General features: G+C 37.9%; 19 protein-coding genes. 13 read left to right on the forward strand and 6 right to left on the reverse strand.

Annotated elements, in window-relative coordinates; translation table 11 throughout:
• Positions 1–5: 5 nt before the first annotated feature.
• The 5 genes from SanaruYs_RS09420 to SanaruYs_RS09440 form a co-directional block, all read right to left on the reverse strand.
• Positions 6–1,067: a hypothetical protein gene (locus SanaruYs_RS09420; RefSeq protein ID WP_127122302.1), complete on the reverse strand. Its 1,062-nt coding sequence runs from the start codon at positions 1,065–1,067 to the stop codon at positions 6–8.
• On the reverse strand, positions 1,060–2,241 hold the full coding sequence (locus tag SanaruYs_RS09425; RefSeq protein WP_127122303.1) for a glycosyltransferase family 4 protein: 1,182 nt from the start codon (positions 2,239–2,241) through the stop codon (positions 1,060–1,062). The genes SanaruYs_RS09420 and SanaruYs_RS09425 overlap by 8 nt, the downstream gene beginning before the upstream one ends.
• A gap of 239 nt (positions 2,242–2,480) precedes the next feature.
• Positions 2,481–3,113: a response regulator gene (locus SanaruYs_RS09430; RefSeq protein ID WP_127122304.1), complete on the reverse strand. Its 633-nt coding sequence runs from the start codon at positions 3,111–3,113 to the stop codon at positions 2,481–2,483.
• Positions 3,114–3,163: 50 nt separating this feature from the next.
• On the reverse strand, positions 3,164–5,197 hold the full coding sequence (locus tag SanaruYs_RS09435) for a tetratricopeptide repeat-containing sensor histidine kinase (protein ID WP_127122305.1): 2,034 nt from the start codon (positions 5,195–5,197) through the stop codon (positions 3,164–3,166).
• Between the two features lie 87 nt (positions 5,198–5,284).
• Positions 5,285–6,085, reverse strand: coding sequence for a helix-turn-helix domain-containing protein (locus tag SanaruYs_RS09440; protein ID WP_127122306.1), 801 nt, complete (start codon positions 6,083–6,085; stop codon positions 5,285–5,287).
• Between the two features lie 52 nt (positions 6,086–6,137).
• Here SanaruYs_RS09440 and SanaruYs_RS09445 point away from each other — a divergent pair, with 52 nt between their 5' ends.
• The 6 genes from SanaruYs_RS09445 (at position 6,138) to SanaruYs_RS09470 (ending at position 18,062) form a co-directional block, all read left to right on the forward strand.
• Complete coding sequence (locus SanaruYs_RS09445) at positions 6,138–8,618, forward strand: FtsK/SpoIIIE family DNA translocase (protein WP_127122307.1); 2,481 nt, start codon at positions 6,138–6,140, stop codon at positions 8,616–8,618.
• Positions 8,619–8,651: 33 nt separating this feature from the next.
• A complete protein-coding gene (gene lolA1, locus SanaruYs_RS09450; protein WP_127122308.1) occupies positions 8,652–9,293 on the forward strand; it encodes an outer membrane lipoprotein periplasmic chaperone LolA1 in 642 nt (213 codons plus the stop codon).
• A gap of 140 nt (positions 9,294–9,433) precedes the next feature.
• Positions 9,434–10,123, forward strand: coding sequence for a nitroreductase family protein (locus SanaruYs_RS09455; protein ID WP_127122309.1), 690 nt, complete (start codon positions 9,434–9,436; stop codon positions 10,121–10,123).
• Positions 10,124–10,262: 139 nt separating this feature from the next.
• Complete coding sequence (locus SanaruYs_RS09460; protein WP_127122310.1) at positions 10,263–12,581, forward strand: TonB-dependent receptor; 2,319 nt, start codon at positions 10,263–10,265, stop codon at positions 12,579–12,581.
• Between the two features lie 572 nt (positions 12,582–13,153).
• Positions 13,154–16,198 carry a TrlF family AAA-like ATPase gene (locus tag SanaruYs_RS09465; protein ID WP_127122311.1) on the forward strand — a complete coding sequence of 1,015 codons (3,045 nt, stop codon included), beginning with the start codon at positions 13,154–13,156 and terminating at the stop codon, positions 16,196–16,198.
• Between the two features lie 346 nt (positions 16,199–16,544).
• Complete coding sequence (locus tag SanaruYs_RS09470) at positions 16,545–18,062, forward strand: ATP-dependent nuclease (protein WP_127122312.1); 1,518 nt, start codon at positions 16,545–16,547, stop codon at positions 18,060–18,062.
• A gap of 181 nt (positions 18,063–18,243) precedes the next feature.
• On the opposite strand, the gene SanaruYs_RS09475 is transcribed toward SanaruYs_RS09470, so the two are convergent.
• Positions 18,244–18,537, reverse strand: a complete 294-nt coding sequence (locus tag SanaruYs_RS09475; RefSeq protein ID WP_127122313.1) for a hypothetical protein — start codon at positions 18,535–18,537, stop codon at positions 18,244–18,246.
• Between the two features lie 98 nt (positions 18,538–18,635).
• Between SanaruYs_RS09475 and SanaruYs_RS09480 the strand changes: the two genes are divergently transcribed.
• The 7 genes from SanaruYs_RS09480 (at position 18,636) to SanaruYs_RS09510 (ending at position 25,492) form a co-directional block, all read left to right on the forward strand.
• The gene (locus tag SanaruYs_RS09480) at positions 18,636–18,833 is read left to right on the forward strand and encodes a helix-turn-helix domain-containing protein (protein WP_127122314.1); all 198 of its coding nucleotides are present in this window, start codon (positions 18,636–18,638) and stop codon (positions 18,831–18,833) included.
• Positions 18,834–19,048: 215 nt separating this feature from the next.
• Positions 19,049–19,441 (forward strand): hypothetical protein, encoded by a 393-nt coding sequence (locus SanaruYs_RS09485; RefSeq protein ID WP_127122315.1) that lies wholly within the window; start codon positions 19,049–19,051, stop codon positions 19,439–19,441.
• A gap of 174 nt (positions 19,442–19,615) precedes the next feature.
• Positions 19,616–19,993, forward strand: coding sequence for a VOC family protein (locus SanaruYs_RS09490; protein ID WP_127122316.1), 378 nt, complete (start codon positions 19,616–19,618; stop codon positions 19,991–19,993).
• The gene (locus SanaruYs_RS09495) at positions 19,986–20,837 is read left to right on the forward strand and encodes a helix-hairpin-helix domain-containing protein (protein WP_127122317.1); all 852 of its coding nucleotides are present in this window, start codon (positions 19,986–19,988) and stop codon (positions 20,835–20,837) included. Before SanaruYs_RS09490 ends, SanaruYs_RS09495 begins: the two co-directional genes overlap by 8 nt.
• A 384-nt stretch (positions 20,838–21,221) precedes the next feature.
• Positions 21,222–22,970 (forward strand): TrkH family potassium uptake protein, encoded by a 1,749-nt coding sequence (locus SanaruYs_RS09500; RefSeq protein ID WP_127122318.1) that lies wholly within the window; start codon positions 21,222–21,224, stop codon positions 22,968–22,970.
• Positions 22,971–22,980: 10 nt separating this feature from the next.
• A complete protein-coding gene (locus tag SanaruYs_RS09505) occupies positions 22,981–23,679 on the forward strand; it encodes a potassium channel family protein (RefSeq protein ID WP_127122319.1) in 699 nt (232 codons plus the stop codon).
• A gap of 442 nt (positions 23,680–24,121) precedes the next feature.
• Positions 24,122–25,492, forward strand: a complete 1,371-nt coding sequence (locus tag SanaruYs_RS09510; RefSeq protein WP_127122320.1) for an alpha-amylase family glycosyl hydrolase — start codon at positions 24,122–24,124, stop codon at positions 25,490–25,492.
• The last annotated feature ends 132 nt before the right edge of the window (positions 25,493–25,624 follow it).

The following is a 25,624-nucleotide window of genomic DNA, read 5'->3' on the forward strand; positions in this document are numbered from 1 at the left end:
GTATCTCAGCTATCGAATATATTCATTTTAGTATCATCATCCGACAGTCTATTCATATCATCTCTGTCACGCATGGAATCGAAATCATTTCTATCAAAATAATCGCTTGACATCATATAAGCAGGTAACAATGGATCAATACCAGCATCGGCACCTCCTACGCCCGCATTACTAATCTTATTAACAGGTGCGTTGGATGAATTTGGCAGTGGTGTATTGACGGGCTTATTTAAATCTGCAGGAGGCTCATTAATGTTTTGCACCTGATTATAAATGTTTTTGATGCCTTGCATGTACTCCTTAAGGGTAAGGACATCGTAATTCAAAATTTTTCCTTTTCCTTTTAGTTTGAAAACATAACCATCAGCAGTTTCCTCCATTTGCATATTACTCAGTAACTTCAGCCCTTTCAGTTTATAGGTACTCTTAGGCAGTGTAAGTCTTTGAAAATAATGATGGACAGTTTTCATTTTTGATTTATACTTGCCCCTGGGATTCCGATAGCTTATTTCCTTAATATCATCCGCCACCACTGTTTCAAGGTAGGCACCATCACGAAGCAAAATCTTCGCGGCTATATATTTAGCCTCATATGTTTTTATGTTTCTACCACTTACCTTACTGGCCATTGGTTTAACATTTCTCAGCGGATCGCGAAAGTCCACAGCGGCTGATAGCTTTGCTTCCTCTCCGGCCAGGTCTTTCATAGCATTAAGTAATGGCATAAAAAACAAGCGCAAATAATTATTCAGGTCACGACTTTTTATCGTACTCATACGCATAAATAGCCAGACAGTTATGATAGCCAACGAGGTTGGTGCAATAATGATCAAAGGATCTTGCAGTTGGTAATAAGCAATGGAGGAGATGATGGTCAGAATAATGAATAATACTATCATTGCAACCGAACCTTTTGCATGCTTATCCCGGTACGCATCATAAGCACTGGCTCTCTGTAAAAAAGTAATCCAGTTTTTTACAGTCCAGGTTGTACTCATTGTTTTATCATCAATAAAGCGTTTTTCCTGCGGTGATAAGCCATCGTAAAATTTCTTTGCATTAGCCATAGCGTAAATTGTTTTTTGAATAGCCAAAAGAGAATGTATAAACCTGTTCGTAAAGTTGAGCAAGATTTCCTTCAATATGATCCCAGGAGAAGTGGTCTGCTATTGTTTGTTTTGCGTTTTCACTTAGTAAATCACGTTGTTGCGGATAATCGAGTAGAATCCTAATTGCTCTTGCCAACTCTGCAGGCCTTCCTGGTCGCACCAATACACCGTTTATCTGTGGTTGAATAATCTCTCTGACAACAGGCAAATCCGAAGCAATTACAGGTGTTCCACATGCCATACTTTCAAAAATTTTCAAAGGCGAACAACCTTGTTCAAGGTTGCGACTACATTCGACTAATGGCGCAATGCTGGCGTATGCATGACTGATTACATTTTGCAACTTCTCTTTATCAAGCTGATACAACCACACAATTCTTTCCTGCATACCAATTTTCTCTGCAAACTTCCTGTACGCTTTGCAATGATGTTCTGTATGTGATGCACAAATTATAAGCTTCAAATTTGCTTTATCCTCCAGGTAGCGCATCGCTTTCAACAATACATCTAAACCTTGCCATGCTTGCAACGCTCCGAAATACAAAATGTATTCACCTGAAATAACTGGTGTTGCTGATATGTTTGCTGGCAGATCGGCTCCGTTACTTAACAACTTTATTTTTTCTTCTGCCACCCCACGGTTCCACAGGTGTTTTTTTATAACCTGAGAAGGTGTGAGTACAAGTGCTGACTCCTTGAGACAATAATCTTCCAAATGTTTAAGCTTCTCATGTGTTACATTTGTAAGCTGTGGATATCGGTAAGGCCATTCTATACTAGGCAAACCGTTAACTTCGAATACAGGTAGAATGTGCGGATGCGATAACACAGCCATACCTCCCCATACATCCCTGAAGTGCCCAACAAGAAGCGTATCCTGTTTATCCAAAATTTCTTTAACCCATGACGAAAAAAGTAAGGCTCGCTTAAGCACATTCTGCTCTTCACTTAAAAAACAAAGCTGGCTTATATGCTTACTCTCAATCTTTGGTAACGGCCCTTCTACTGTGAGCAACAACGTTGGTCCATAAGATTCGCTCAACACTTTACACATATGCGCAATATGTGTAGATGCTCCCTTGTAAGAAGGATGCTGATCGAAAGCAATATAAACTGACTTAAAATGCGACATCGAATGATGCAATTTTTAAAGAAAAATACGAAGCTTATTTGATACGGCCTTAAAAGTTAGAAAAAACTTTTTTAAACTTAACCAAGGCAAACGCCTTGACCTGCGTTTTTTTAAATGCCCTGCTACATATTAGCTTTTGCCATCCTACAAGCATGCCAGTTATTACCTCTCAACACTTCAGCACTGTAGCACTTTAACACTTTAGCACTTTAACACTTCAGCACTTCAGCACTTTAAACCTAAACAAGCTTCTCGTGTATAGCTTTACTCACAGCTTCCGTTTGAGAATGTACATGCAGCTTTTCGTATACTTTCTTTATATGACTGCGAACGGTGTCCATACTAATAGCAAATTCAGCAGCAATCAACTTATAACTGTTACCTTTACTGAGTGATGTCAGCACCTCTTGCTCACGAGCCGTAAGTTGATAAGGATTATCAAGTTTAGGCTTCTGTTGCATGGCGGCTATTACCATCCGCGCAATGCTTGGCGACATAGGAGCGCCACCGTCCATGGCTTCTTCTATGGAGGAAAATAACCTGGTGGATATATGCTTCTTTAAAATATAACCTGAAGCACCTGCACAGATGGCATCAAATACATGTTGATTATCATCAAACACGGTAAGCATAAGAATAGGAATATTTTTATCGATCTTCCTGACATGCTCTACTGCCTGAATACCATTCATAACTGGCATATCAATATCCATGATCAATAAATCAGGGGTAAACTCTTTAAGATGGGCGCTTACCGCTACCGGACTTTCGAATGCTCCGACTAATTCAATATTCGCATTTAAGCGAAGCATCGTTTGTATGCTCTCGCTCAGCAGCAGGTTGTCTTCATAAAGTAAGATTGCGTAGGCCATTATAGAATTAAGTAAATATCGCAGTCTTTTAATAAATTACCATCACATCATTATGCGATAGGCAAATGAAGTTCTGCTATTGTTCCCTCCCCCGCAATACTTTTAACAGAAAACTCACCCTTTACTTCGTTTGCGCGTTCCCTTTGATTGCGTAAACCATTACCTGACTTTACATGCTTCGTATCAAAACCTTTACCGTTATCAGTGATACGCATAATTAGATTTTGCTCGGCTTGTAATAACTTAATGTCTACACGACTTGCTTCGCTATATTTTGCAGCATTATTAATTGTTTCCTTAAATACTAAAAAAAGATTTTTACGCTGTTCTGGTGTCAGCTTTACTCCTTGAGAAATTTGTTCAGTAAAGTGATACGTTATATTTTTCGATTCCAGTATTTCTGAAGCAAACTCCCGCATGTGCGAAACTACTTCACGTATTGAATCGTTGTGTGGATTAACAGACCACACCATATCACCGATATCTTCCATTATGCGGGCAGATTGGTCACCAATTCGTTGTAGATAGTTTTGCACATTACCATTTTTTTCATTGAGCGCTACCTGGCTTAAAATGTTAATACTGGAAAGCGTTGAACCAATGTCATCATGTAAATCGCGTGCAAGATTATTGCGCACCTTTTCTATTTCCAAAAGTCTCTTCGTGCGACTCGTAACCCGGTAACGATTTACAAGCAAAAAGCCTATGAATAAACTTGCAATTAACAAGATAACAATGGCACTTATTAATAATCGCTGACGACTGAGTGTAAGGTCTTGAACCCGTTGATTGGATTTTAATAACTCAATCTCAGCAACCTTCTTCTCGTTTTGATACTTCAGTTCTAACTCCTGAATTTCACTAACATTACTTGCTTCATTTAAACTATCTTTTAACTGCGTAAAATATTCGTAGTATTGCAACGCTTCCTCAAATTTTTTCTGCCCAACATAAATATCCGAAAGCACTTCATACGAATCCAAAATGGTATAAGGATCATTAATTTTTTTGGCAATGACTTGTGCTGAATCCATATAAGCAATGGCAACCTGATAGCGTTTCAATTGAAGAAAGGTATATCCCATGGCGGTATATACACGTCCTAATAATTGGTCGTTGGAACTCTTTTTAGAAATACCTATTGCTTTCGCATATTGACTTTGCGCCATCTCATAATCTCCTCTATCGAAATATATATTGCCAATATTGGAATAGGTTTCAGAAGTTTCTCGAACATAGCCAAGTTTAAGATAACTATCCAATGCCTTCTTATATTCAAGTAAGGCTTCATCCAACATTTTTTGTTTTCGGTAAATGCGTCCGATGAGCTGAGATATATAGGCAAGGTTTTTTTGAAGATTGTGCTTTTGACTTATACTTTGTGCCTCCTTTGCATAGGTCAGCGCTTTACCATAATCTCCAATGAGATATTGAACATTACCAATATTTGCTAAAGCGCGTGACTGTGCAACAGGGTCATGCAACAAACTGTCTTGAATTTTTGCTGAAAGTATGTAACAATTTAGCGCCTGCTCGTAATTTCCTTCTTGTAAAAATATATTTCCTTGACTATTATAAATGCCGGCAAGATCCTCAAAATTTTTACTAGTCTTGGAAATCACCTCAGCCAACGACAAATAATATTTAGCAGAATCATGTTGTGTTAACCAAAGCAGATTAACTGCCAAACCCTGATAGGCTTCAGAGCATTGCCCTGCATTATTATTACATAGCCTAAGCGCTTTATGGTAGTAGTAAATAGATGAATCATATTGACCTCTGTCATGGTAAAGCGTACCAATCTCATTATATACTTTAACGATGCTTTTATTCGATTCTAATTTGAACGATAATTGTAGCGCATCATTGAGATATTGAATCGACTGCTTTGTATTATTCCCCTCGGTAGCAAAGGCAAGCCAGATCAGTGTATTTATTTCTGTAGTATCTCCCTTGTGTTGCTTAACTATCTGAACTGCACTATCAAGTTTTAAACGCTTTAGGGTACTATCAGGTAGAGTCACTTGCGGAAAAACCGCTGTGGCTGTCAGTAATAAGACAATGATTGCCTGTATCTTTTTCACAACTATGTTTAATTAAAAATCATAAGCGTTAAAAGTACTTGGATGCACCTGAAAGGTATAGTAAAAATCCGAACAGGTCTGTTTCTTTCAGCTAAGCAGGTAAGATCGCCCCATCTCCACATTGTTTAAGAGATAGGCTGAAGGTGTATGACCAGTGAACCGCTTAAAATCTTTAATGAAATGATTCTGATCATAATAATCTTGCACAAAATCCATCTGTCGCCAACTTGGTTTTGCGCTTGCATTCAACTGTTGTTCTATTCGCTTAAAGCGTAATATCAGCGAATAGGTTTTAGGAGACAACCCCACATATTTTTTAAACTGCATTTCTAAATATCTCTCGCTGACACGAAGGTCCTTGGCTAACTTCTCAATCGATACAGTTGCATTTCGGTGGATGTTGTGCAACGTTGCATCTGCAAGGGTATCGGTTGTGTGAATATTGGTAAAGGCTTTTATGAAATAATCGTTCAACAATGCAATTTTTGATGTTGTTAAATCTGCTTCCTCCAGTTTTGCATGTAACTCCTTTAGATCCCCGCGAATAAGTATGCCGTCAAAAGCCTTGTTGGTAAACTCACCCATATCTACGTGCAATAGTTTTGAAAGCATGGTGGGTTTTAACAACACACCCAACGAATAAAATCCAGGATAATGTATTGCTGTAAAATGATGGTCGATTTGCCCGTAGATACTTACGGGGGCTGTTGTGTACTCCCGCTTAAGTATCAGTTTCCCCGGCTTGCCGAAGTTGAAGAATACCCCGGAGAATCCATTTGGGAAAAGCTTGTGCTCCCCTCCTGCGGTGGCATTCACACTATTTGCCTCCAAATAACCCTGAATATAGGGTAAAAGTATTTTCGAGGGAGCATAGAAGTTAAAAACCATACACTAAATATAATTCAAGAGATTCATTAATTTTAACCACTTTTTAAACTACATGGCAGAGAATACCTACAAAAGCAACACTTTCAAGAAACCTGAAAAGGAAAAAGACAAGGAGAAGAAGAGTAAAAAGGCTAACACTGCCGACAAAAAGCCTTTCTTCTCATTTTTACAAGATCCACGATTTAGACTCGCGGCTGGTTTTGTATTAATCGTAAGTTCACTTTTCTTATTCGCCAGTTTTTTATCCTATTTGTTTACTGGCAAAGCGGACCAAAGTGTTATTGAAGCATTGGCTACCGACAGCATACTTGAAGCTGGAATGGAAACTGATAACTGGGTAGGTCTGTGGGGCGCTATAGTTTCTCATGCTTTTATTTTTCGTTGGTTTGGTATTGCCGCTTTTTTTATTCCCCCCATTATTTTCATTGCAGGCTTTCGAATGGTTTTTAAAAGAAGTATTGCTTCTTTAGTTAACACCACCATTTTTTCAATTTTCTCCATTTTATGGTTAAGCCTCATGTTTGGATACATCACCCTTCAAAGCGATGGCGTATCTGAGTGGGGTTTTCTGGGTGGTGGCTTAGGTTATAATTTGGCATTAGTAAGTGATAGTATTTTTGGATGGGGAACATTTCTAGTCTTAATATTAACCTTGCTCATATTTATCATCTTTTATTTTAATGTTACAGCCATCAATGCCTTTCAACCTAAAGAGAAATCCATCGGCAATGCTGCTTTCGTAGAGGAAAATGATATTGAAAGCGACAAGCAGGGAGACGACAAGATCATTCCTACTTACACTGACGACAAAGATGTGTGGGTAGATGATTTGAAATCAGAAGAAATTCCTGATCCTGTTTTAGTAGCACCTGCCGCAGTTTCTTCCAGCGAAATAAAATTGGAGATCGAAAAATCTGAACCCGCTAAAAATACACCCAAGCAAGAACCTGTTTTCACCATAGAGGAGCAATTAGAAACCGATAAACTGGCTGAACAATTGGTAGAGCAACAAGGTGCTTATGATCCTACACTTGAACTCAGCCATTACAAGTTTCCACCACTTGAATTACTGAGAGAATATGAAGTGGGTAAAGTACAAGTAACCCAAGAAGAACTTAACCAAAACAAAGACCGTATTGTTGCCACACTCGTCAACTTTAAGATTGGTATACAAAGTATCAAAGCCACTATCGGCCCAACGGTAACGCTATACGAGATTGTACCCGATGCCGGCATTAAAATTTCGCGTATTAAAAACCTGGAAGATGATATTGCCCTGAGTTTATCAGCACTTGGTATTCGTATTATCGCCCCCATCCCCGGCAAGGGAACTATTGGTATAGAAGTGCCAAATAAAAACCGCGAGATGGTAAGCATCCGTTCCGTGCTAAGTATCGAGCGCTTTCAAAAATCTGATTACGAATTACCTATTGCTTTAGGTAAAACAATTTCCAACGAAGTGCACATTATCGATCTGGCTAAAATGCCTCACTTACTGGTGGCAGGTGCAACAGGTCAGGGTAAATCCGTTGGTTTAAATGTCATCCTCGCTTCTTTATTATATAAGCGCCATCCAAGTACTTTAAAATTTGTATTAGTCGATCCGAAGAAAGTGGAGATGTCCATCTTCTCAAAAATAGAACGTCATTACCTGGCTAAACTTCCCAACAGTGAAGAAGCCATCATTACTGATACCCGTAAGGTTGTACATACACTCAATTCATTGTGTATTGAAATGGAAAACCGTTACGAAATTTTAAAAGATGCAGGTGCTCGTAACCTTAAAGAATACAACACCAAGTTTGTAGCCCGTAAACTTAATCCAAAAGAAGGTCACCGCTTTTTGCCTTATATCGTTTTGGTTATTGATGAGTTGGCCGACTTGATGATGACAGCAGGCAAAGAAGTGGAAACACCGATTGCACGTCTGGCACAGTTGGCACGCGCTATTGGTATACATTTGGTAGTTGCAACGCAGCGTCCATCGGTAAATGTTATTACAGGTGTAATCAAGGCGAACTTCCCTGCTCGTTTGTCATTCCGTGTTACCTCCAAGGTCGATTCACGTACTATTCTCGATGCAGGTGGTGCCGATCAATTGGTTGGTCAGGGTGATATGTTATTGTCAAACGGAAATGATGTTATCCGCTTACAATGTCCTTTCGTAGATACACCCGAAATTGATAAAGTCTGCGATTTTATTGGGTCACAACGCGGTTACGATTCTGCCTATATGCTGCCTGAATACGAAGGCGATGATGAAGGTGGCGCTTCTGATGTTGACCTGAGCGAAAGAGATGCCTTATTTGAAGATGCTGCGAAGCTTATCGTGATGCACCAACAAGGCAGTACCTCCCTCATCCAGCGAAAGCTGAAATTAGGCTATAACCGTGCTGGCCGATTGATTGACCAACTCGAGGCTGCTGGCATTGTCGGCTCTTTTGAGGGCAGTAAGGCCAGAGAAGTTTTAATAAAAGATGAGATGAGTTTGGAACAATTATTGTCCTCTCTTCGCGAAAAACACGGACAATAATATCTTTGCATTTTCATTAACAGAGCCAACAATATGAAAAACCTGATTTTCACGGCATTAGCCCTTTTTACAGTCACTTTTGCATTCTCTCAATACGATGCCAAGGCCCTCGAAACACTTGAGGCCATGAGCAAAAAATATAAAGCTATTCCTGCCTTCGAAGCCAATATTACATCAACCATGACTAATGAAACTGAGGGTATAAAAGAGGAATTTAAAGGCAAAATCACTGTTAAAGGCGATAAATTCAGGTTAGCACTCGAAGATCAGGAAATTATTAACAACGGTGTAACCGTATGGACTTACCTGCCTGCCGCCAAGGAAGTTAACATCGATAACTACGATCCAGGGTCTGACGAAATCAATCCTTCGAAAATTTACGAAGCCTATAAAAAAGGTTTTAAATATATATACCTGACTGATAAAACAGAGAATGGTGTTTTGTGTGAGGAAATTGATTTAATTCCTGAAAAAAGAGATGCTCAGTATTTTAAGATTAAAATGATGATCGGCAAGAAAGATAAGAATATCCAAAGTTGGACTATGTTCGACAAGAGTGGCAACAAGTATAAATACACCATTAACAAGTTCACGCCAAACGCTGCCATTACCGATGCTTTCTTCACTTTCGATGCAAAGAAATATCCAGGTATTGAAGTAATTGACTTGCGATAAATAATTTCATTTCTAGTAAAAGCTGATCCACCGGGTCAGCTTTTTTTATGCATACGCAACAGCAGCAAATACTCCTTTGTCGCCCATACAACAACTTTATCCACGTCTTTCTTTACATTCGTTGTCATAAAATACTGGAAATGAATCCCGAAGAAAAAATAATCAATGGCTATCCGTTTTTACGTTACTATCAACAGCCGTACGAAGCTGATGAACTCATTAAACGAAGTCAGGATTTCTATACCTTTATTAATCAGCGTAGAACAGTAAGAGACTTTTCATCACGCCCCATACCAAAAGAAGTAATTCAAAATATTTTACTTACTGCCTCTTCTGCCCCATCAGGTGCGCACAAACAACCCTGGACTTTTTGTGTAGTGAGTAACCCTGAGATTAAAAAACAAATCAGAGCAGCAGCAGAGCAGGAAGAGTTTGAAAGTTATAATGGCCGCATGAGTGAAGAATGGAAAGACGATTTAAAAGCACTCGCCACCGACTGGCATAAACCATTTTTAGAAACTGCTCCCTATCTAATTATTGTTTTTAAAAAAGTGTATGATCTGGGTCATCAAAATGAAAAACGAAACAATTATTACGTAACCGAATCGACAGGACTTGCCTGTGGATTTTTATTGACAGCAATACACAACGCTGGGCTAGTGGCATTAACACATACACCCAGTCCGATGAATTTTGTCAGTAAGATTTTAAAACGACCTGAAAATGAAAGACCATTTTTACTTATACCGGTTGGTTACGCTGCAGAAGAAACGTATGTACCCAAACTGGAAAGAAAATCACTTGATGAATTTGCCACTTTTTACGAGTAGCGATGAAATGAAATAAACCATTCAAGGTATACAACGACTCTTAACATGTACATAACACCACTGCCCTATTCCGTTAGAACAAATCAGCCATAGCCTTGTTATCTTTGCACAATAACACCAACACAACTAACAAAACGCTGTGCAATCTAACTTACTTATTTTTTTAGCGCTTTTATGTGGCTTTTCAGCAAAAGGCCAGGAGGTTTTCTCTGTAAAAGGAAAACTGACAGAACAAACTACGCAAAATCCAGTCCCCTTCGCCAATATTGCAGTGTATACAGAAAAGGGACTTAATGGAGGCGTAAGCAGCGACTTAGATGGCAATTTCACTATACTAAAATTAGCACCAGGCACATATACCTTTGAAATACAGGTAATCGGTTACCAAACTAAAAAATTGAGCAACGTTAATGTTCAACGAAACATGGATTTAGGTGCCATTAATTTGCTTGAATCAACTACTGTACTAAACGAAATTGTAGTAAAGGGTGAAGCCATTCGAAAGCCTGTAGAAATTACAGCAGAAGGCATGACCATTAATCCTAATCAAAATATATCCAATACAGGAGGTAGCGCCCTTGATGTGTTGCGCAACACACCCTCTATTAATGTTGATGCAGAAGGCGGCATTTCACTGCGTGGAAGTAACTCTACCAATATTTTGATTAACGGTCGCAACTCATCCATCAGCGCCAACCTCGATCAGATTCCAGCGAGTGCCATTAAAAGTATTAAGATTGTGAACAACCCAGGCGCTAAATATGATGCTGATGCTAAAGGCGGTATTATTAACATAGAACTAAAAAAGGGTGATGATCTTGGCACGCATGGCAATGCAGAGTTTACTATGGGCACTGCAGGTAGATATAATGGCGCAATCCAATTGAGTCATCAAACTGTCAAGTATAATATCTACGGTGGCTACGACATACAACGACCAATAAGACCAAGTGTCTCAAGTATTTTCAGACAAAGCTTTGGTGAAAACCCACAAACGCTAAGACAGAATGCAACCTTTGATAGAAGTTCACTTAATCAGAATATTAAATTAGGTGGTGATTACTTTTTAGGTAAAAATCAGTTTACCTACGAAGGTGTTTTTGGTAACGGTAAAGATGATGATACAGAAAACAGAATAAGCAACATCGTTGATAATGATGGTGAAGAAAATATTCTAAGAAATAACCGCGAAACAGAAAATGGATTCTCTTACGATAATGCCCTGATCTACGAGCGCAGTTTTGAGAATGAAGAGCAATCGCTAAAAATAGTAGCCAGCAATTCTGGCAGAGACAACACAGAAAAACAAATGGTTGAAACCGACCGCATGAATGGCAATGTGCTGGAAGAAGGTATTGACCAAAGAAGTGCTACACGCGAAGTTCGAAACATTAGTGTTTTACAAGCGGACTATGTTCATCCCTTCAATAACAATAACAAACTGGAAACCGGTTATAAAACAGTTTTTAGAATGTTTGATAATGACTTCAATTTTGAAAACTTGGACAATACCAGCGGTAACTGGATTGAAGATAACACTGTAAGTAACCGCTTCAAGTACCAAGAGGTAGTGTATGCTGCTTATGCCAGTTATAGCCAAAAGTTTGAACGCTTCTCTTTTGCTGTGGGTAGTCGTATGGAAATGACCAACATCCAAACCAGATTGTTTAATAACAACCAACGCAACAAACAACAGTACGCCAACTTTTTCCCTAGTGCAAACTTTCAATACAAACTCAATAAAAAACAAGAGCTGCGCTTTACTTATAGCAAGCGTATAGACAGGCCAGGAGGATGGCGCTTAAATCCATTCCCGGATATTGCAGACTCTTTGAATATTCGCACCGGCAATCCAGAGTTAAGACCGGAATACATACAGTCTTTTGAATTAGGTCAACATCTTACACTAGGTCGAATAGATTTAACAACAACAGTTTTCTATCGCTACACCACAGGCATAATCGATTATATCGTGCGGCTTGAAGATGGCATCGCCTATGGACGACCAGAAAACTTAAATGACGGTTATGACCTGGGCTTCGAATTTATAGCAGTGTCTCCCCTAACCTCCTGGTTAAGCTTAAACGTTGGTTACTCACTCTTTCAGCGCAATGTAGATGGCTCTAACGTAAGTGCAGAGTTTGTAAACAGCAATCTCGCCTGGAACACAAAGGCAGTAGCAGACTTCTTATTACCCGCTTCCTTTAAGTTTCAAATAACAGGCAATTACGAATCTCCTGAAATAGAAGCGCAGGGCACAGATGTAGCACGGTATAATGTAGACCTAAGTATGTCTAAGTCCATTAAAGATGGTAAGGCTAAAATCAGTATCTCCGCCAGAGATGTATTTAACACTTTGCGCTATGGTGGCACCTCCTTCGCTGACTCTTTCCGACAAGAGCGTTTTGTAAAACCGCAGAGCAGGATTTTTCTGGTGAGTTTGGGTTTTAAAATCTAGTCAAATCGATGTTGGTTGATCGTTGTTAGTTGTTCGCATTAACTAGTCCAAGACGAATAAAATCTAACATCGTTGTTGGTTGACCGTTGTTAGTTGTTCGGTTTGACATGCCCAATACGAATAAAATCTAAAACCTACAAATCCCTTAAAGCAACTCTAACTATTCGCGTCTTTGCGAGTGAGAGGGTTGGCTTGTGTGTAGGGCGAGCGAAGCAATCTGAAAATTACTGGTGGTTAGTCGAATGAATAGCTGTTTATACTGTATCCGTTAGTTACCCTTTTTAAGGTATACAAAAAAAGCCCTGTTCAATATAGCAGCCAGGATTTGCTATTCTGCACAAAACCTTCCGATATTAGTAACTATACACACATCGATGGGCTCTAAAAACGAAATATATCTAATTATTGTATGTAGCTAGTATTTATGTGCAAGCTCCAAGCGTCACGGTAAATAGTGTTTTGGGAGCTGGATCATATCGAAACTATGAACAAAAATGAAAGTTAAGGGCTCTTTGATTATACAACTTTCCTGTAGCATCCCTAATACAAATGGTCCACTATAAATTAACACTATGAATGATAAAAGAGGCTCTAAATGGCGAAAATGGGACTTACATGTTCATACTCCAGCTTCTCTTATTCAATCCTTCAAAGCAGATGGGGATAATGATGTATGGGAAACCTATATTAAAGATCTTGAAAGTCTTCCAAAAGAAATCCAAGTCCTAGGAATAAACGACTATATCTTTATTGATGGCTACAGGAAAGTTCTTGATTATAAATCCAAGGGTCGATTATCGAATATTCAACTTATACTTCCTGTAATAGAATTTAGAATAAAGAAATTTGCTGGACATCGTCAATTCAAGCGTATTAATCTGCATATAATATTCTCTGAAGAGGTTACACCAGAAATTATTCAAGCTCAATTCTTGAATGGATTAAGTGCTAAATATAGCTTGACACCAGGGTTAAATGGTGGAATTTCATGGGGCGGATTAATCACCTCTGAAAGTTTGCTCGATCTTGGTCGCCAAATCAAAGCCGGAGTCCCAGCTCATGAACTGCAACATTTTGGATCGGATTTAGAGGAGGGCTTTAATAATCTTAACTGTGATGAAGACGAAATCATTTCTTTCTTAGAAAACTCGACATATTTCACGGATAAATTTCTAATTGCAATTGGTAAAACTGAATGGGATGCTTTTTCTTGGAATGATAATAGTATTGCAGAAAAGAAAGATGCAATCAATAAATGTCATATAGTTTTTACATCATCGGAAAGCATTCCAGCCTTTTATAAGGGTAAGGAAAAATTAACAGAACAACATGTAAATAATCTCTTATTGGATTGCAGTGATGCTCATCATAATTCGAGCACGAAAATGAAAGATCGAATAGGGAAATGCTATACTTGGATAAAATCTGACCCCTCTTTCGAAGGATTAAAACAAATCCTACATGAACGTGATAGAGTCTTCATTGGGGAAAAACCCGAACTAATAAATAGAATTGAGGGTAATCCAACCAAATTCATTGAAAAAATTAGTATAACAAGAATTCCAAATTCTCCACTTAATGAACTATGGTTTGACGGGCTAGATATATCTCTTAATGCGGGGTTAGTTGCCATTATTGGTAATAAAGGAAATGGTAAAAGTGCATTGGCTGATATTATTGGGCTGTGCGGAAACACCCATAATGCTGACAACTTTTCTTTCTTAAATAGTGAAAAGTTTAAAAAAAGGAAGCCATCAAATAAAGCAGAAGAGTTTGAAGCTACTTTGACATGGAGAAATGGAACGACCAATACAAAGCGACTTAGTGAGGATGTCGATCGCAATTTGACAGAGAGGGTAAAATATATTCCACAAAATTTTCTCGAAACATTATGTTCTGTAGAAGATGGCATAGATTTCGAAAAAGAACTTAGGAAAATCATCTTCTCACATACCCCACAAAGTGATAGAATTGGAGCTAACTCACTTGATGAATTAATATCGAATAAAAGTGAGGTTATTCAACAGAGTGTAAACAAAATCAAAAATGAAATCACAACACTAAATAATAAAATTGCAGATATTGAATCTAAAAGAAATCCTAATTATAGAAAAACAATACAAGACTCACATGATAAGAAAAAGATAGAACTTGAAGCTCATGACAAAATTAAACCTAATGCCGTACCTGCGCCACAAAACAGTGGCCTTCAAGAAGCTATAAACAAACAAATAGAAACTCTTAGAGAAAAGCTCCTTCAGCTTGAAAAAACAATAGTAGAAAAAAATCAAGAAAAAACAGATTTAAATGTTTCTATAAACGAACTAACTAAAGCTGATCAAGCAATATCGAATCTATCCAATGAATTTAACTCCTTTATAGCCTCTCAGAAGCCAATTTATGAAAAGTACAACATTCAACTTGATGACATAGTTACTCTTAATATTAACAGCGAGCCAATAACATCACTAATTTCTGAAAAGCAGAAAGGATTAATCTCCGTAAACAACTCATTAGGCAATTCAGATGACAGCTTACCGTCTCAAATAAAAAATATACTTGATGAGATCACAACATTAAAGGAGAAATTAGACGAGCCTTCCAAATTGCACCAACAATATTTGAGCAATCTTAAAGTTTGGGAAACAGGCCGAGCTGCTATTGTAGGAGAAAAACAAGTTGAAGGAACTCTTGCGTATTTCGAAGAAGTATTACGCTACATAGATAATGATCTCAAGACCGAATTTGAAACCGCTAGAAATGCACGTAGAGCCCTTGTAGAAAATCTCTATGACAAAAAAAACGAAATTATAAGCCTATATAGACAGCTCTTTAAACCAGTAACAGATTTTATTCACGCGGATAACAATTTAACGGATAATTATAAAATTAAGCTTGATGTTTCCTTGCGTCTTCAAGGATTCATTGAAAAGTTCTTCGACCATATAAGTGTTGGTGCGAAAGGAAGTTTTATTGGGAAAGAAGATGGCTATAAAAAATTGGAACAAATAATCGAAGTTTCTGAGCTCAATACAAAAGAAGGATTTATACTTTTTATTCAGGAACTAATTACCCATCTTTTTTATGACAGAAGGACGGACCAAGACAATGCTTCACGCAATCTTCAGGATCAACTAAAGAAAGGCTATGGCCCTGTAGATTTCTACAATTTCCTTTTCTCAATGGACTATCTAAATCCAATTTATAAATTAAAATTAGGTGATAAAGAATTATCAGAACTTTCTCCGGGTGAACGAGGTGCTTTACTTCTGATCTTTTACCTTTTACTTGACAACGATAATATCCCTTTAGTTATTGACCAACCTGAGGAAAATTTAGACAATCAAAGCGTCCATACAATCATTGGGAAATTCATAAAGCAAGTAAAAGATAAGCGTCAGATAATTATTGTTACACACAACCCTAATTTGGCAATTGTATGCGATGCCGAGCAAATTATTCACATTAAAATAACCAAAGAAGATGCTAATAAAGTCAGTTATACTACAGGAGCAATCGAGAATCCAACGATTAATAACAGTGTTGTTGAAATTCTTGAAGGAACTTTCCCTGCTTTTGATAATAGAACTGAAAAGTATAAAGTTACTAAAAGATAAGAAGCAAATACTTGATGAGAAGTAGAGAGACATTAACAACACCCATCCAACTGGCGCAAGTGTTGTGTGTTGGCAAGCGTGTGGCTCACTTTTGCCTCATTTAAAAACATCTAGTGTCTCGCAAATACATACCCACATATTGAAAACTTGCTTAAGTTTGGCAAATCTAAAGTAGGTAAAGAATAATAACAATCCTTAACGGGAAAGTTAATTTATCTAAATAATAAAAATGCAGATTTTTGTAATAAAATCCTTACAAATTTTATCTTAAAGTAATTATAATCAAGATTTGAATTATGATTGACTAGAATTCTTCTATTGCAAAAAAGAAATTTATATTTTTTTTATGAAAATAACAGCAATTGAAATACAAAATGTCAGAGGGTTTCAAGAAATTGGAAAAACAGAATTTTCAGATACAATAAATATTCTAATCGGGCCGAATAATGCAGGTAAATCAACAATATTAAATTCAATTTTTCACCTTCAAAGAAATGTTCTTAGTAAGAATGATATTACAATTGGTAAAAATCAGGGCATTATTCAAATCTACTTCAAAGGCCAGCATAATCAAATACCGAATAATAGTCCGTTTGACAGATTTACATTAAATCTCACCAATAATCAAAGGAGTTATGGCGTCCTCAATAGCTCAGCATTATCATTAACTTTAAACACCTTTCCTGAAAAAGAACCCAATAATTTGATATATCCTTATCTTTCTAAACGAAAAGTTGGTGGATATGTCAATTCAATAAATGAAGAGAATGCAAATTCCGTAAATGGAAATTTAACCAATCTATATTCAAAGATAGACCGCTTAGTAACTCCACAATTTCAACCAGGAAATTCACAATATATAAAAGCATGCAATGATATTCTTGGTTTTGAGATGTCCTCCTTAGCAAAAGGAGGAGGAAAAGAGGCTGTGTATTTTGTTCATAATCTCGAGCATATACCACTAACAGCAATGGGAGAAGGAGTAGCAAACATCCTAGGGTTAATAACAGATTTATGTATTGCAGAGAATAAGATCTTTCTCATTGAAGAACCTGAAAATGATATTCATCCTAAAGCTTTAAAAGCTCTTTTAAATCTAATTGCCGAAAAATCGAACTCAAATCAGTTCTTTATTTCAACACACTCTAACATAGTCATGAAATACTTAGGTTCTGTAATTGGGTCAAAGGTATTTAAGATTACTAATTATGAATCAGATTCGTTAAGAACCAATCTTAAAAAATCCTCTATAAGTGAAGTTCCGAACACGCCCACTGATAGATTAAAAGTTCTCGAAGAATTAGGTTATGATTTCTTTGATCTTGATTTGTGGAAAGCTTGGCTTTTTTTAGAGGAATCATCCGCAGAAGTAATCATAAGAGACTATTTAATGGAATGGTTCGTTCCAAAACTAAAGTTTCAGCTTCGGACGTTCTCTGCAGGATCAACTAGTAAAGTAAAACCCAAATTTGAAGATTTCAACAGGTTATTCGTTTTCCTTCACCTTGAACCAAGTTATAAAAATAAAGTATGGGTTTATATAGATGGAGGAGATGAAGAAACTGAAATTATTTCTGATATGAAACAGGTATATTCTGCCTCTGGTTGGAGTGAGAAAAATTTTAATCAATTTAGTCAACATAACTTTGAAAAATATTATCCTAATAGATTCAAAGAAGAAGTAGAAAAAGCTTTAGCTTTAACTAGTAAACAAGAAAAACGAATTGCTAAGCAAAATCTATTAATAAAAGTTAAGACTTGGATTGTTAATCATGAAACAGAAGCCAAAGAAGAGTTTAAGATAAGTGCTGCAGAGGTCATCGAAGTTCTTAAGTCAATTAAAAGAGAACTAAACCAAGGCTAACTAACCATCTTGCACAAATGTTGTTTGTTGGTAAGCGTGTAGCTCACTTGTGCCCCATTAGCAACCAGCTAGTGTCTCGCTCATACATACCCACAAGCTGAAGACTTTCGCTAGGTTGGGGTTCAATGCTCCGCAGACAGTTTGATACTAAAAATCGCCAACTTCTCGTAGCTGCCAAATACTATCCCATCCCATTCGCTACAAGCTTTTCATAAACACGCTTCGCCTCCTCCGCCACTGACTCACTTTTGATTCCGATCTTACTGGCATGCTCGTTCATAACAGCAAAGTAGAAATCAAGGGTGGCGTTTGAGTCATCGAGTCCGAGGCAGGTCATGATGGCCTCATCAAGATGGGGCTGAAAGTATGAATCATCTAGACCCAGTTCCTGAAACGTGTTGAAGAACCTACGCGATTTAAGCTCTTCACCAATGAGAAAAATGATGTGGTCGGTGGTGTTAATGGCAGCTGACATAGGTTATCTTGATTATAAAACAAATATATAACTACACAAAAGATATAGCAACATATAAGATATATATTTCTCATGTATACATGCCCTATTTTTGATATATGGCAAAACGGCTACATCGCATCAATGAAGTATTGAAAGAGAAAGGAAAATCTGGTTATTGGCTAGCCCAGGAGACCGAGATTACGTATAACTCTATTAATCGATATGTAAATAATAAAGTAGAGCCGTCTCTCACTAACCTATTCCGCATTGCGGCAGCCCTGAAAGTCGACCCGAAGGAACTGATCAATAGCTGAGTTTTGGCGTAGGAATTACTCTCACAACAGACGCAAAGTGTTGTGTGTTGGCAAGCGCGTGGCTCATTAGTAAGTATCTGTGAACTTGTTGGTGAGCCACACGCCAACCTTAGACACAACACCAACAAGGGCGAGGGAGAAACACCTAACTAAGTGTTACAGACAATTCTCTTGGTTCCAATAACTAAATTAACTTTAACCATAAAGACATAAGCATGAACAATAGATTCACAATTCTTCTTCTAGCAGTGATGATCACCACTTCCTGCAAACAATCAGAAAAACTGGATGTTAAAATTATTGGAACATGGACAATGGAAAAAGTCTATGAATATGATAATGATGTGACAGATAATCATAATCCAGAAAATAACCGATGGATTGAGTTTAAGACCGATGGCTCATTTGTTAGTGACGGAGCACCATTTGGACGAAATACAGGAAGCTGGACAGCTGACAACAACAATTCCATTTTATACATTGATAGTGAAATTGATGACGATGATAGCGAGTGGAAAGTAACCTTCGACCATGACCAGACAATCTGGACTGGAATTGGCCATCCCAGAAAAGAGAATACAAAACTAATTCATAAAAGAAAAAAATAACTGATACACTACACCCCTCTTGGTGTTGAGCGTTAGGGCTTGTGTGTGGGATTAGCAACAAGCTAATTAAATATATTTGCAAAAGCTCTGCAGCCAATTCACTTTAGCAATTTCAGCACATTTCCTCATCACGCTTTTCCATAATTTTGAATGAACTTAAAACTCATTCAACCTATGAAATCGATCTCGCCTAATATCTTTGTCAACGACATTAAAGCCACCATCACCTTTTATTCAACGCTAGGCTTTACCCTAGCTGATGAAGTGACCACACCTGATGGGGAAAAAATATTTGCCCTGATGAAGAACGGAAGTGTTACTTTCATGTTTCAAACCCTTGCCAGCATTGAAGGCATACACCCAATGGTGAGTCGTAGTAATGGGGGATCGCTCCTCTTATATATCAGTGTCGATAACATTCGTCAGTATTATGATCAGATCAAAGGCAAGGTTGATGGACTCACGGAGTTGAACAAAACATTTTATGGTGCTACTGAATTTTCACTCATCGACAATAATAATTATCTACTAACTTTCGCAGAACATGAGTAAAGAGGAACTCAATCCACTGGGAGTAACGCCAGCAGAAGTAAGGAAACTGCGCGCACTTAAAATCAAGAAGCGTGAAATCCATCTGCACACAGTAGATACCTTACAGCAGTTGCTCAACACATCCAAGATCAGAGCGATGGAACTCTTTGCGCTTTCCCAGTTTCAGAGCCTCCCCTCTATAGGAATACGCTTTGCACACGACCTCATCGGAATGGGCTATTATTCATTACATGATTTAAAAAGAAAAGACGGAGCAAAACTTACCGATCAATACGAAAAGCAAAAAGGTGTTTGGGTAGATTCGTGTGTTGAAGATCAGTTTCGGCTTGTGGTGCATTTTGCCAATCATCCGGATAGCAAACTCAACTGGTGGAACTTTACACCCGAACGCAAAGCCTTTCGTGAAAAGAACGGCTATCCTGCTAACCGACCAAAGAAGCCGTGGTTTGAGTTACCTCAATACCAGACGGCCAAACAAATACCCGCTACTCATGAGTCTACACAAAAAGATTTACATAAAAAGCTAAAGCTTGCATTAGCTTATATGGTCAAACACCCTGAAAAAAGTATGACCATCGCCCAATTGGCAAACTTAGCACATCTCTCCCAGTATCATTTCATACGCTGCTTTCGAAGCGCCTACGAACTTACCCCGCTGCAATATCTCACTCGACTACGATTAAAGAAAGCATCTCTATTATTAAAAAAGACAAATACCTCCATAGGCAACATTGTGCCTCAATGCGGTTTTGAAAATGAAAGTGCCTTCATACGCTTATTCAAAAAAGAATTTAGGATGACTCCGATGTCTTATCGGAAGGAGTTTAGCAAAAAGAAGTTATAGTTACTCTGCCCTTGGTGTTGTGTGTGTATTGGCGCTAAAGATCTACAGCAAGCTCTCCAAACCCTTTGGTATGCTAGCTGATGGCTGTCAAGTTGAGTGTTCCCTTTGGGTAATCTTGAGCCAAATCAAATGCCTACTCTTATAAAGCATGACTTCAAAACCATAATCACTTCTTATCATTTGATTGAATAATCTAGCAAAATGAAACTACATGGCCATTTATTTGCAAAACTGCTTAAAACCTCACGATATTCGTGAGCATCTTCATCTATATGGAGTGTAGAAATTAACCACACAACAAAATGCATCTTTACACAAGTTGCAAGCATACTGAAGTACGATCTTTAAGTCAAGCAAACCGCATAGAATGGAGAAAATGGTAAAATGAAGCTGGATTTAAAACTACTCTATAGAATTGCCTTATGGGCGAGCATTCTTGGTACAATCGCCTTTATCTCTAATTTTGGATTTTCTCAAAGCGGAACTTCTCAAAAGCTGTTTGATGCTTTTTATTTTATTGTGCTTGCATTAAGTATCGCTTCAACCTTTGCCCGATATATTAGTAGACACAAACTGATCAAGCGAAAAGTCTTTGTTTTTGACTTCCTGTCCATTTCATTCACCTTATGGATCTATTACATGTATCTCTTTGTTGGTGTACCCTTCGAAACAGACCTGCTACTTGAAAATCCGATTTGGCTAAAAATAGCTGTAGTCCTCACTTTTATTCGCGAATTTTCGGAGGTCAAAATCAACTACAAAAGAACACTGCTAAACCCTGCGCAACTTTTTGTAATAAGTTTCTTAGCAATAATCCTGGTGGGAACATTTTTACTTATGCTTCCTAACGCAACCCACCACAAGCTATCTTTTATTGATGCCTTCTTCACCTCCACAAGCGCAGTATGTGTTACAGGATTAATCGTTGTTGATACCGGCACTTATTTTACTGAGTTCGGACAAATTATTATCATGACACTTATTCAGGTAGGTGGTTTAGGTATACTTACCTTTGCCAGCTATTTCAGTTACTTCTTCAAAGGAGGTGCTACATATGAAAATCAACTTGTGTTAAGTGACATGACAAGCTCCAAAAAACTCGGAGAAGTATTTTCAACGCTTAAGTACATTATATTAATCACCATTAGTATTGAGTTCATTTCAGGACTACTCATCTATAGCAGTCTCGATGCTGAAAATTTTCAATCAGAATATGATAAAATTTTCTTTTCGGTGTTCCATGCTATTTCCGCTTTTTGTAACGCAGGATTCTCAACGCTATCTAACAACTTATATGATAATGGATTTAAGTACAACTACTTTCTTCAGTTAACAATAATCCTAACATTTGTCCTTGGTGGATTAGGCTTTCCAATTGTTTCGAATATCATAAACTATCTTAAGTATCGCTTAGAAAAACTACTATCATTCGGAAGGAATAAAGTAGGTTACAAACCTTGGGTGTTAAATCTAAACAGTAGAATAACACTCATTACTACACTTTCCATAACTGCAATTGCTTTCTTTGCATTCTTTGCACTAGAATACAATAATACTTTAACAGAGCATAAAGGGTTTGGCAAGGTGGTTACCGCACTCTTTGGAGCAACGACACCACGCACTGCAGGGTTTAACACAATTGATACAGCATCAATACTGTTCCCTACTACTATGATGATCTTTCTGTTGATGTGGATTGGAGCCTCCCCTTCCTCAACGGGTGGTGGTATTAAAACAAGTACCTTCGCCATTGCAACACTCAATATTTTCAGTTTAGCAAAAGGCAAAACAAGAATTGAAGTGTTTCGCAGAGAAATAGCAGATATTTCTGTAAGGAGATCTTTCGCCATAATTTCTCTCTCACTTATCGTTATCGGTTCTGGCATTATGCTGATTTCAATATTTGATACAGATAAAAGTCTGATGGATATTGGCTTTGAATGTTTCTCTGCTTACAGTACAGTAGGACTGAGTTTGGGCATTACCGCTGATCTCTCAAATGCAAGCAAGCTGATTATTATTTTTATCATGTTTGTAGGCAGAGTCAGTATGCTCAGCATTATCGTAGCCATTTTCAAAAAGGTTCAACATAAAAATTATCGTTATCCTACGGAGGAAATAACGATTAACTAAAAATTGATATATGAAGTACATAATTGTAGGACTTGGAAATTTTGGCGCCTCATTAGCACAAAAATTGACTATTCAAGGAAATGAGGTTATTGGTATTGACACACGAATGGAAAAAGTCGACTTGTACAAAGAAAAAATTTCTCATACGATTTGCATGGATGCAACAGATGAGTTTACTGTTTCAGGTCTTCCGCTTAAAGACACAGATGTTGTTATTGTTGCGATTGGAGAGAATCAAGGTGCAAATATTATGGCTACTGCATTATTTAAAAACATGCAGGTTAAAAAGCTTATGAGCCGTGCGATTAACCCACTCCATGAAAAAGTGTTGGAGGCTATTGGTGTTGACGAAATAGTACACCCTGAAGAAGAAACAGCAGAGCGCTTAGCTAAAAAGCTTTGTCTTAAAAATGTAGTTGACTCTTTCGAGCTCAATGATTACTTCAGCATTATCGAAGCGAATGTTCCTTCAGAATATGTTGGAAAGACCGTACGTGAAATAGGATTTAGAAGAAACTTCAATCTTCTGGTGCTCACCATTATGAAAAAATCAGAGGTGAAAAGTCTACTCGGCAAAAGTAGAACGGAAATAAACATACAAGGAATTGCCACACCTGATCAACAGTTAGAGCAAACTGACATTTTGGTGTTGTACGGCTCCAATATTGACCTGCAGGAATTCTTAAAGCAAAAACAAAACGACATGTAGACTTCAACAGTGGCACTTCTCAGCGTCAATTAATTTTTAGTTACAACAAAGTTATCTTACTTAAAGTACTTATTCACTTCTATTCTACTAAAACAATCTTAAGCCCATGTTGGTGTTGTGTGCAGGGATTAACGCGGTAGGATCACCAACAAGTTCACTTCCTCATCCCCCTCAAGCGCAAGCGTCTCACTTGTGCGATTAATAATTAACTAAAAGCAGAACATCAGATGCTCAGAAATTTAAAAGCATACGCTTACGCTTGTGTAGGTGAATCTATCCCAATGTACAACTGCAAATCACTGAAATCTGCTTCTACTATTTTCATAATCCTATTTTCTAACTAATTTAAGAACCTGAATTATTACATGGGTACTAAAGTACGCTATGAATTTAAAATTAGTTGTACCAAAGTCTGCTTAGTAAGGAAACCAAAAATATTACCATGAGAGCTTTTGCCATTTGCATATTTTTACTCACACTAACCTTTGGGTGCAGTACCAAGCCAACTTCTAATATTGATAACAAACAGGATCTTGCATCTAAAGCAAGACCTTTTTCCAATAAGCTTCCCAACTCAACTATTTATGAAGTTAATATAAGGCAGTTTACAGAGGAAGGGACATTCAATGCCTTTGCTGAACACCTTCCAAGGCTTAAGGAGCTTGGCGTAGACATTTTGTGGCTCATGCCTATTCACCCCATTAGTGAGAAGAACAGGAAGGGTACTTTGGGTAGCTACTATGCTCCTAAGGACTATAAAGATGTTAATCCGGAGTTTGGCACTTTAGAGGATTTCAAGGCTTTATTGAGCAAAGCACATGAAATGGGTTTTTATTTAATTCTTGATTGGGTGCCTAACCATACAGGTAGAGATCATCATTGGACTGAAGAGCATCCGGAATTTTATATCAGAGACGAGAAGGGCGAAATTACCTATGAGTCTATGAGCCCGGAAGATGTATGGTGGGATACAGCGCTTTTAGATCATACCAATCCAGATACCAGAAGGGCAATGATCGATGCTATGCAGTTTTGGGTAGATCTGGGAATAGATGGCTTTAGACTTGACCATGGATGTGGCGATAAGATTCCTTTGTATTTATGGGAAGAAGCCAGAGCCCAACTTGACCCGATAAAAGAATTATTTTGGCTGGCAGAATGTGGACATGAAACTTTTATTTTAGATGGAAGTTATGCGGATCAGTTTGAGTTTCGTATGAGGGAAGTTGCAGCTGGCGAAAAACCAGGAGAAACTTTGTTCGAATGGATTGAGGAAGATATGTTTAAACATGGGCGCTCTGCGTACCGAATGACCTACACCACAAACCATGATTTGAACTCCTGGGTAGGGACAGTTTTTGAACGCTTTGGCGATAAGCATAAAGCTTTCGCAGCTTTCACTTTTACCGCTTATGGTATTCCGCTCATCCTCAGTGGTCAGGAAGTTGGTCTTTCCAAGAGACTTAAGTTTTTTGAAAAAGATCCCATCAACTGGACAGACTCATTAGGTTTACAGGCATTTTATCAATCACTTATAAAATTGAAAAAAGACAATCCTGCAATCTGGGCTAGCGATGCAGGTGGCTTTCCTATCTCAATTGGGGATAATAAAAATGTTGTTGCTTTCATCCGGCAAGTGGAAGGTAACACCGTCATTGGCGTATTTAACTTCTCGGGAGATAGCCAATCAGTTAACATTACGAATACAGCTGCCTACGGGACTTATATTGAATTCTTTTCAAGCAAAACTTATAGTATTAATGGACAAGCCTTATCACTAAAGCCCTGGGAATATCTCGTGTTTACCAAGTAAAACGTGCTACACTATAAGCATACACAAACCAAACATGCTGGTGAGCCATGCAGCCCTTAGGTGCAAGCGTCTCACTTGCGCAATTATCAATTAACTAAAAACACATTATCAGACACTCAGAAATAAAAAAGC

The sequence above is a fragment of the Chryseotalea sanaruensis genome (assembly GCF_003990915.1).
Taxonomy (GTDB): Bacteria; Bacteroidota; Bacteroidia; order Cytophagales; family Cyclobacteriaceae; genus Chryseotalea; species Chryseotalea sanaruensis.

Excerpts from the sequence above, each read along its gene's own strand:
- SanaruYs_RS09420 (WP_127122302.1), bottom strand. The coding sequence starts at position 1,067 with ATGGCTAATGCAAAGAAATTTTACGATGGCTTATCACCGCAGGAAAAA.
- SanaruYs_RS09425 (WP_127122303.1), bottom strand. The coding sequence starts at position 2,241 with ATGTCGCATTTTAAGTCAGTTTATATTGCTTTCGATCAGCATCCTTCT.
- SanaruYs_RS09430 (WP_127122304.1), bottom strand. The coding sequence starts at position 3,113 with ATGGCCTACGCAATCTTACTTTATGAAGACAACCTGCTGCTGAGCGAG.
- SanaruYs_RS09440 (WP_127122306.1), bottom strand. The coding sequence starts at position 6,085 with ATGGTTTTTAACTTCTATGCTCCCTCGAAAATACTTTTACCCTATATT.
- SanaruYs_RS09445 (WP_127122307.1), top strand. The coding sequence starts at position 6,138 with ATGGCAGAGAATACCTACAAAAGCAACACTTTCAAGAAACCTGAAAAG.
- lolA1 (WP_127122308.1), top strand. The coding sequence starts at position 8,652 with ATGAAAAACCTGATTTTCACGGCATTAGCCCTTTTTACAGTCACTTTT.
- SanaruYs_RS09455 (WP_127122309.1), top strand. The coding sequence starts at position 9,434 with ATGAATCCCGAAGAAAAAATAATCAATGGCTATCCGTTTTTACGTTAC.
- SanaruYs_RS09465 (WP_127122311.1), top strand. The coding sequence starts at position 13,154 with ATGAATGATAAAAGAGGCTCTAAATGGCGAAAATGGGACTTACATGTT.
- SanaruYs_RS09470 (WP_127122312.1), top strand. The coding sequence starts at position 16,545 with ATGAAAATAACAGCAATTGAAATACAAAATGTCAGAGGGTTTCAAGAA.
- SanaruYs_RS09475 (WP_127122313.1), bottom strand. The coding sequence starts at position 18,537 with ATGTCAGCTGCCATTAACACCACCGACCACATCATTTTTCTCATTGGT.
- SanaruYs_RS09480 (WP_127122314.1), top strand. The coding sequence starts at position 18,636 with ATGGCAAAACGGCTACATCGCATCAATGAAGTATTGAAAGAGAAAGGA.
- SanaruYs_RS09485 (WP_127122315.1), top strand. The coding sequence starts at position 19,049 with ATGAACAATAGATTCACAATTCTTCTTCTAGCAGTGATGATCACCACT.
- SanaruYs_RS09490 (WP_127122316.1), top strand. The coding sequence starts at position 19,616 with ATGAAATCGATCTCGCCTAATATCTTTGTCAACGACATTAAAGCCACC.
- SanaruYs_RS09495 (WP_127122317.1), top strand. The coding sequence starts at position 19,986 with ATGAGTAAAGAGGAACTCAATCCACTGGGAGTAACGCCAGCAGAAGTA.
- SanaruYs_RS09500 (WP_127122318.1), top strand. The coding sequence starts at position 21,222 with ATGAAGCTGGATTTAAAACTACTCTATAGAATTGCCTTATGGGCGAGC.
- SanaruYs_RS09505 (WP_127122319.1), top strand. The coding sequence starts at position 22,981 with ATGAAGTACATAATTGTAGGACTTGGAAATTTTGGCGCCTCATTAGCA.
- SanaruYs_RS09510 (WP_127122320.1), top strand. The coding sequence starts at position 24,122 with ATGAGAGCTTTTGCCATTTGCATATTTTTACTCACACTAACCTTTGGG.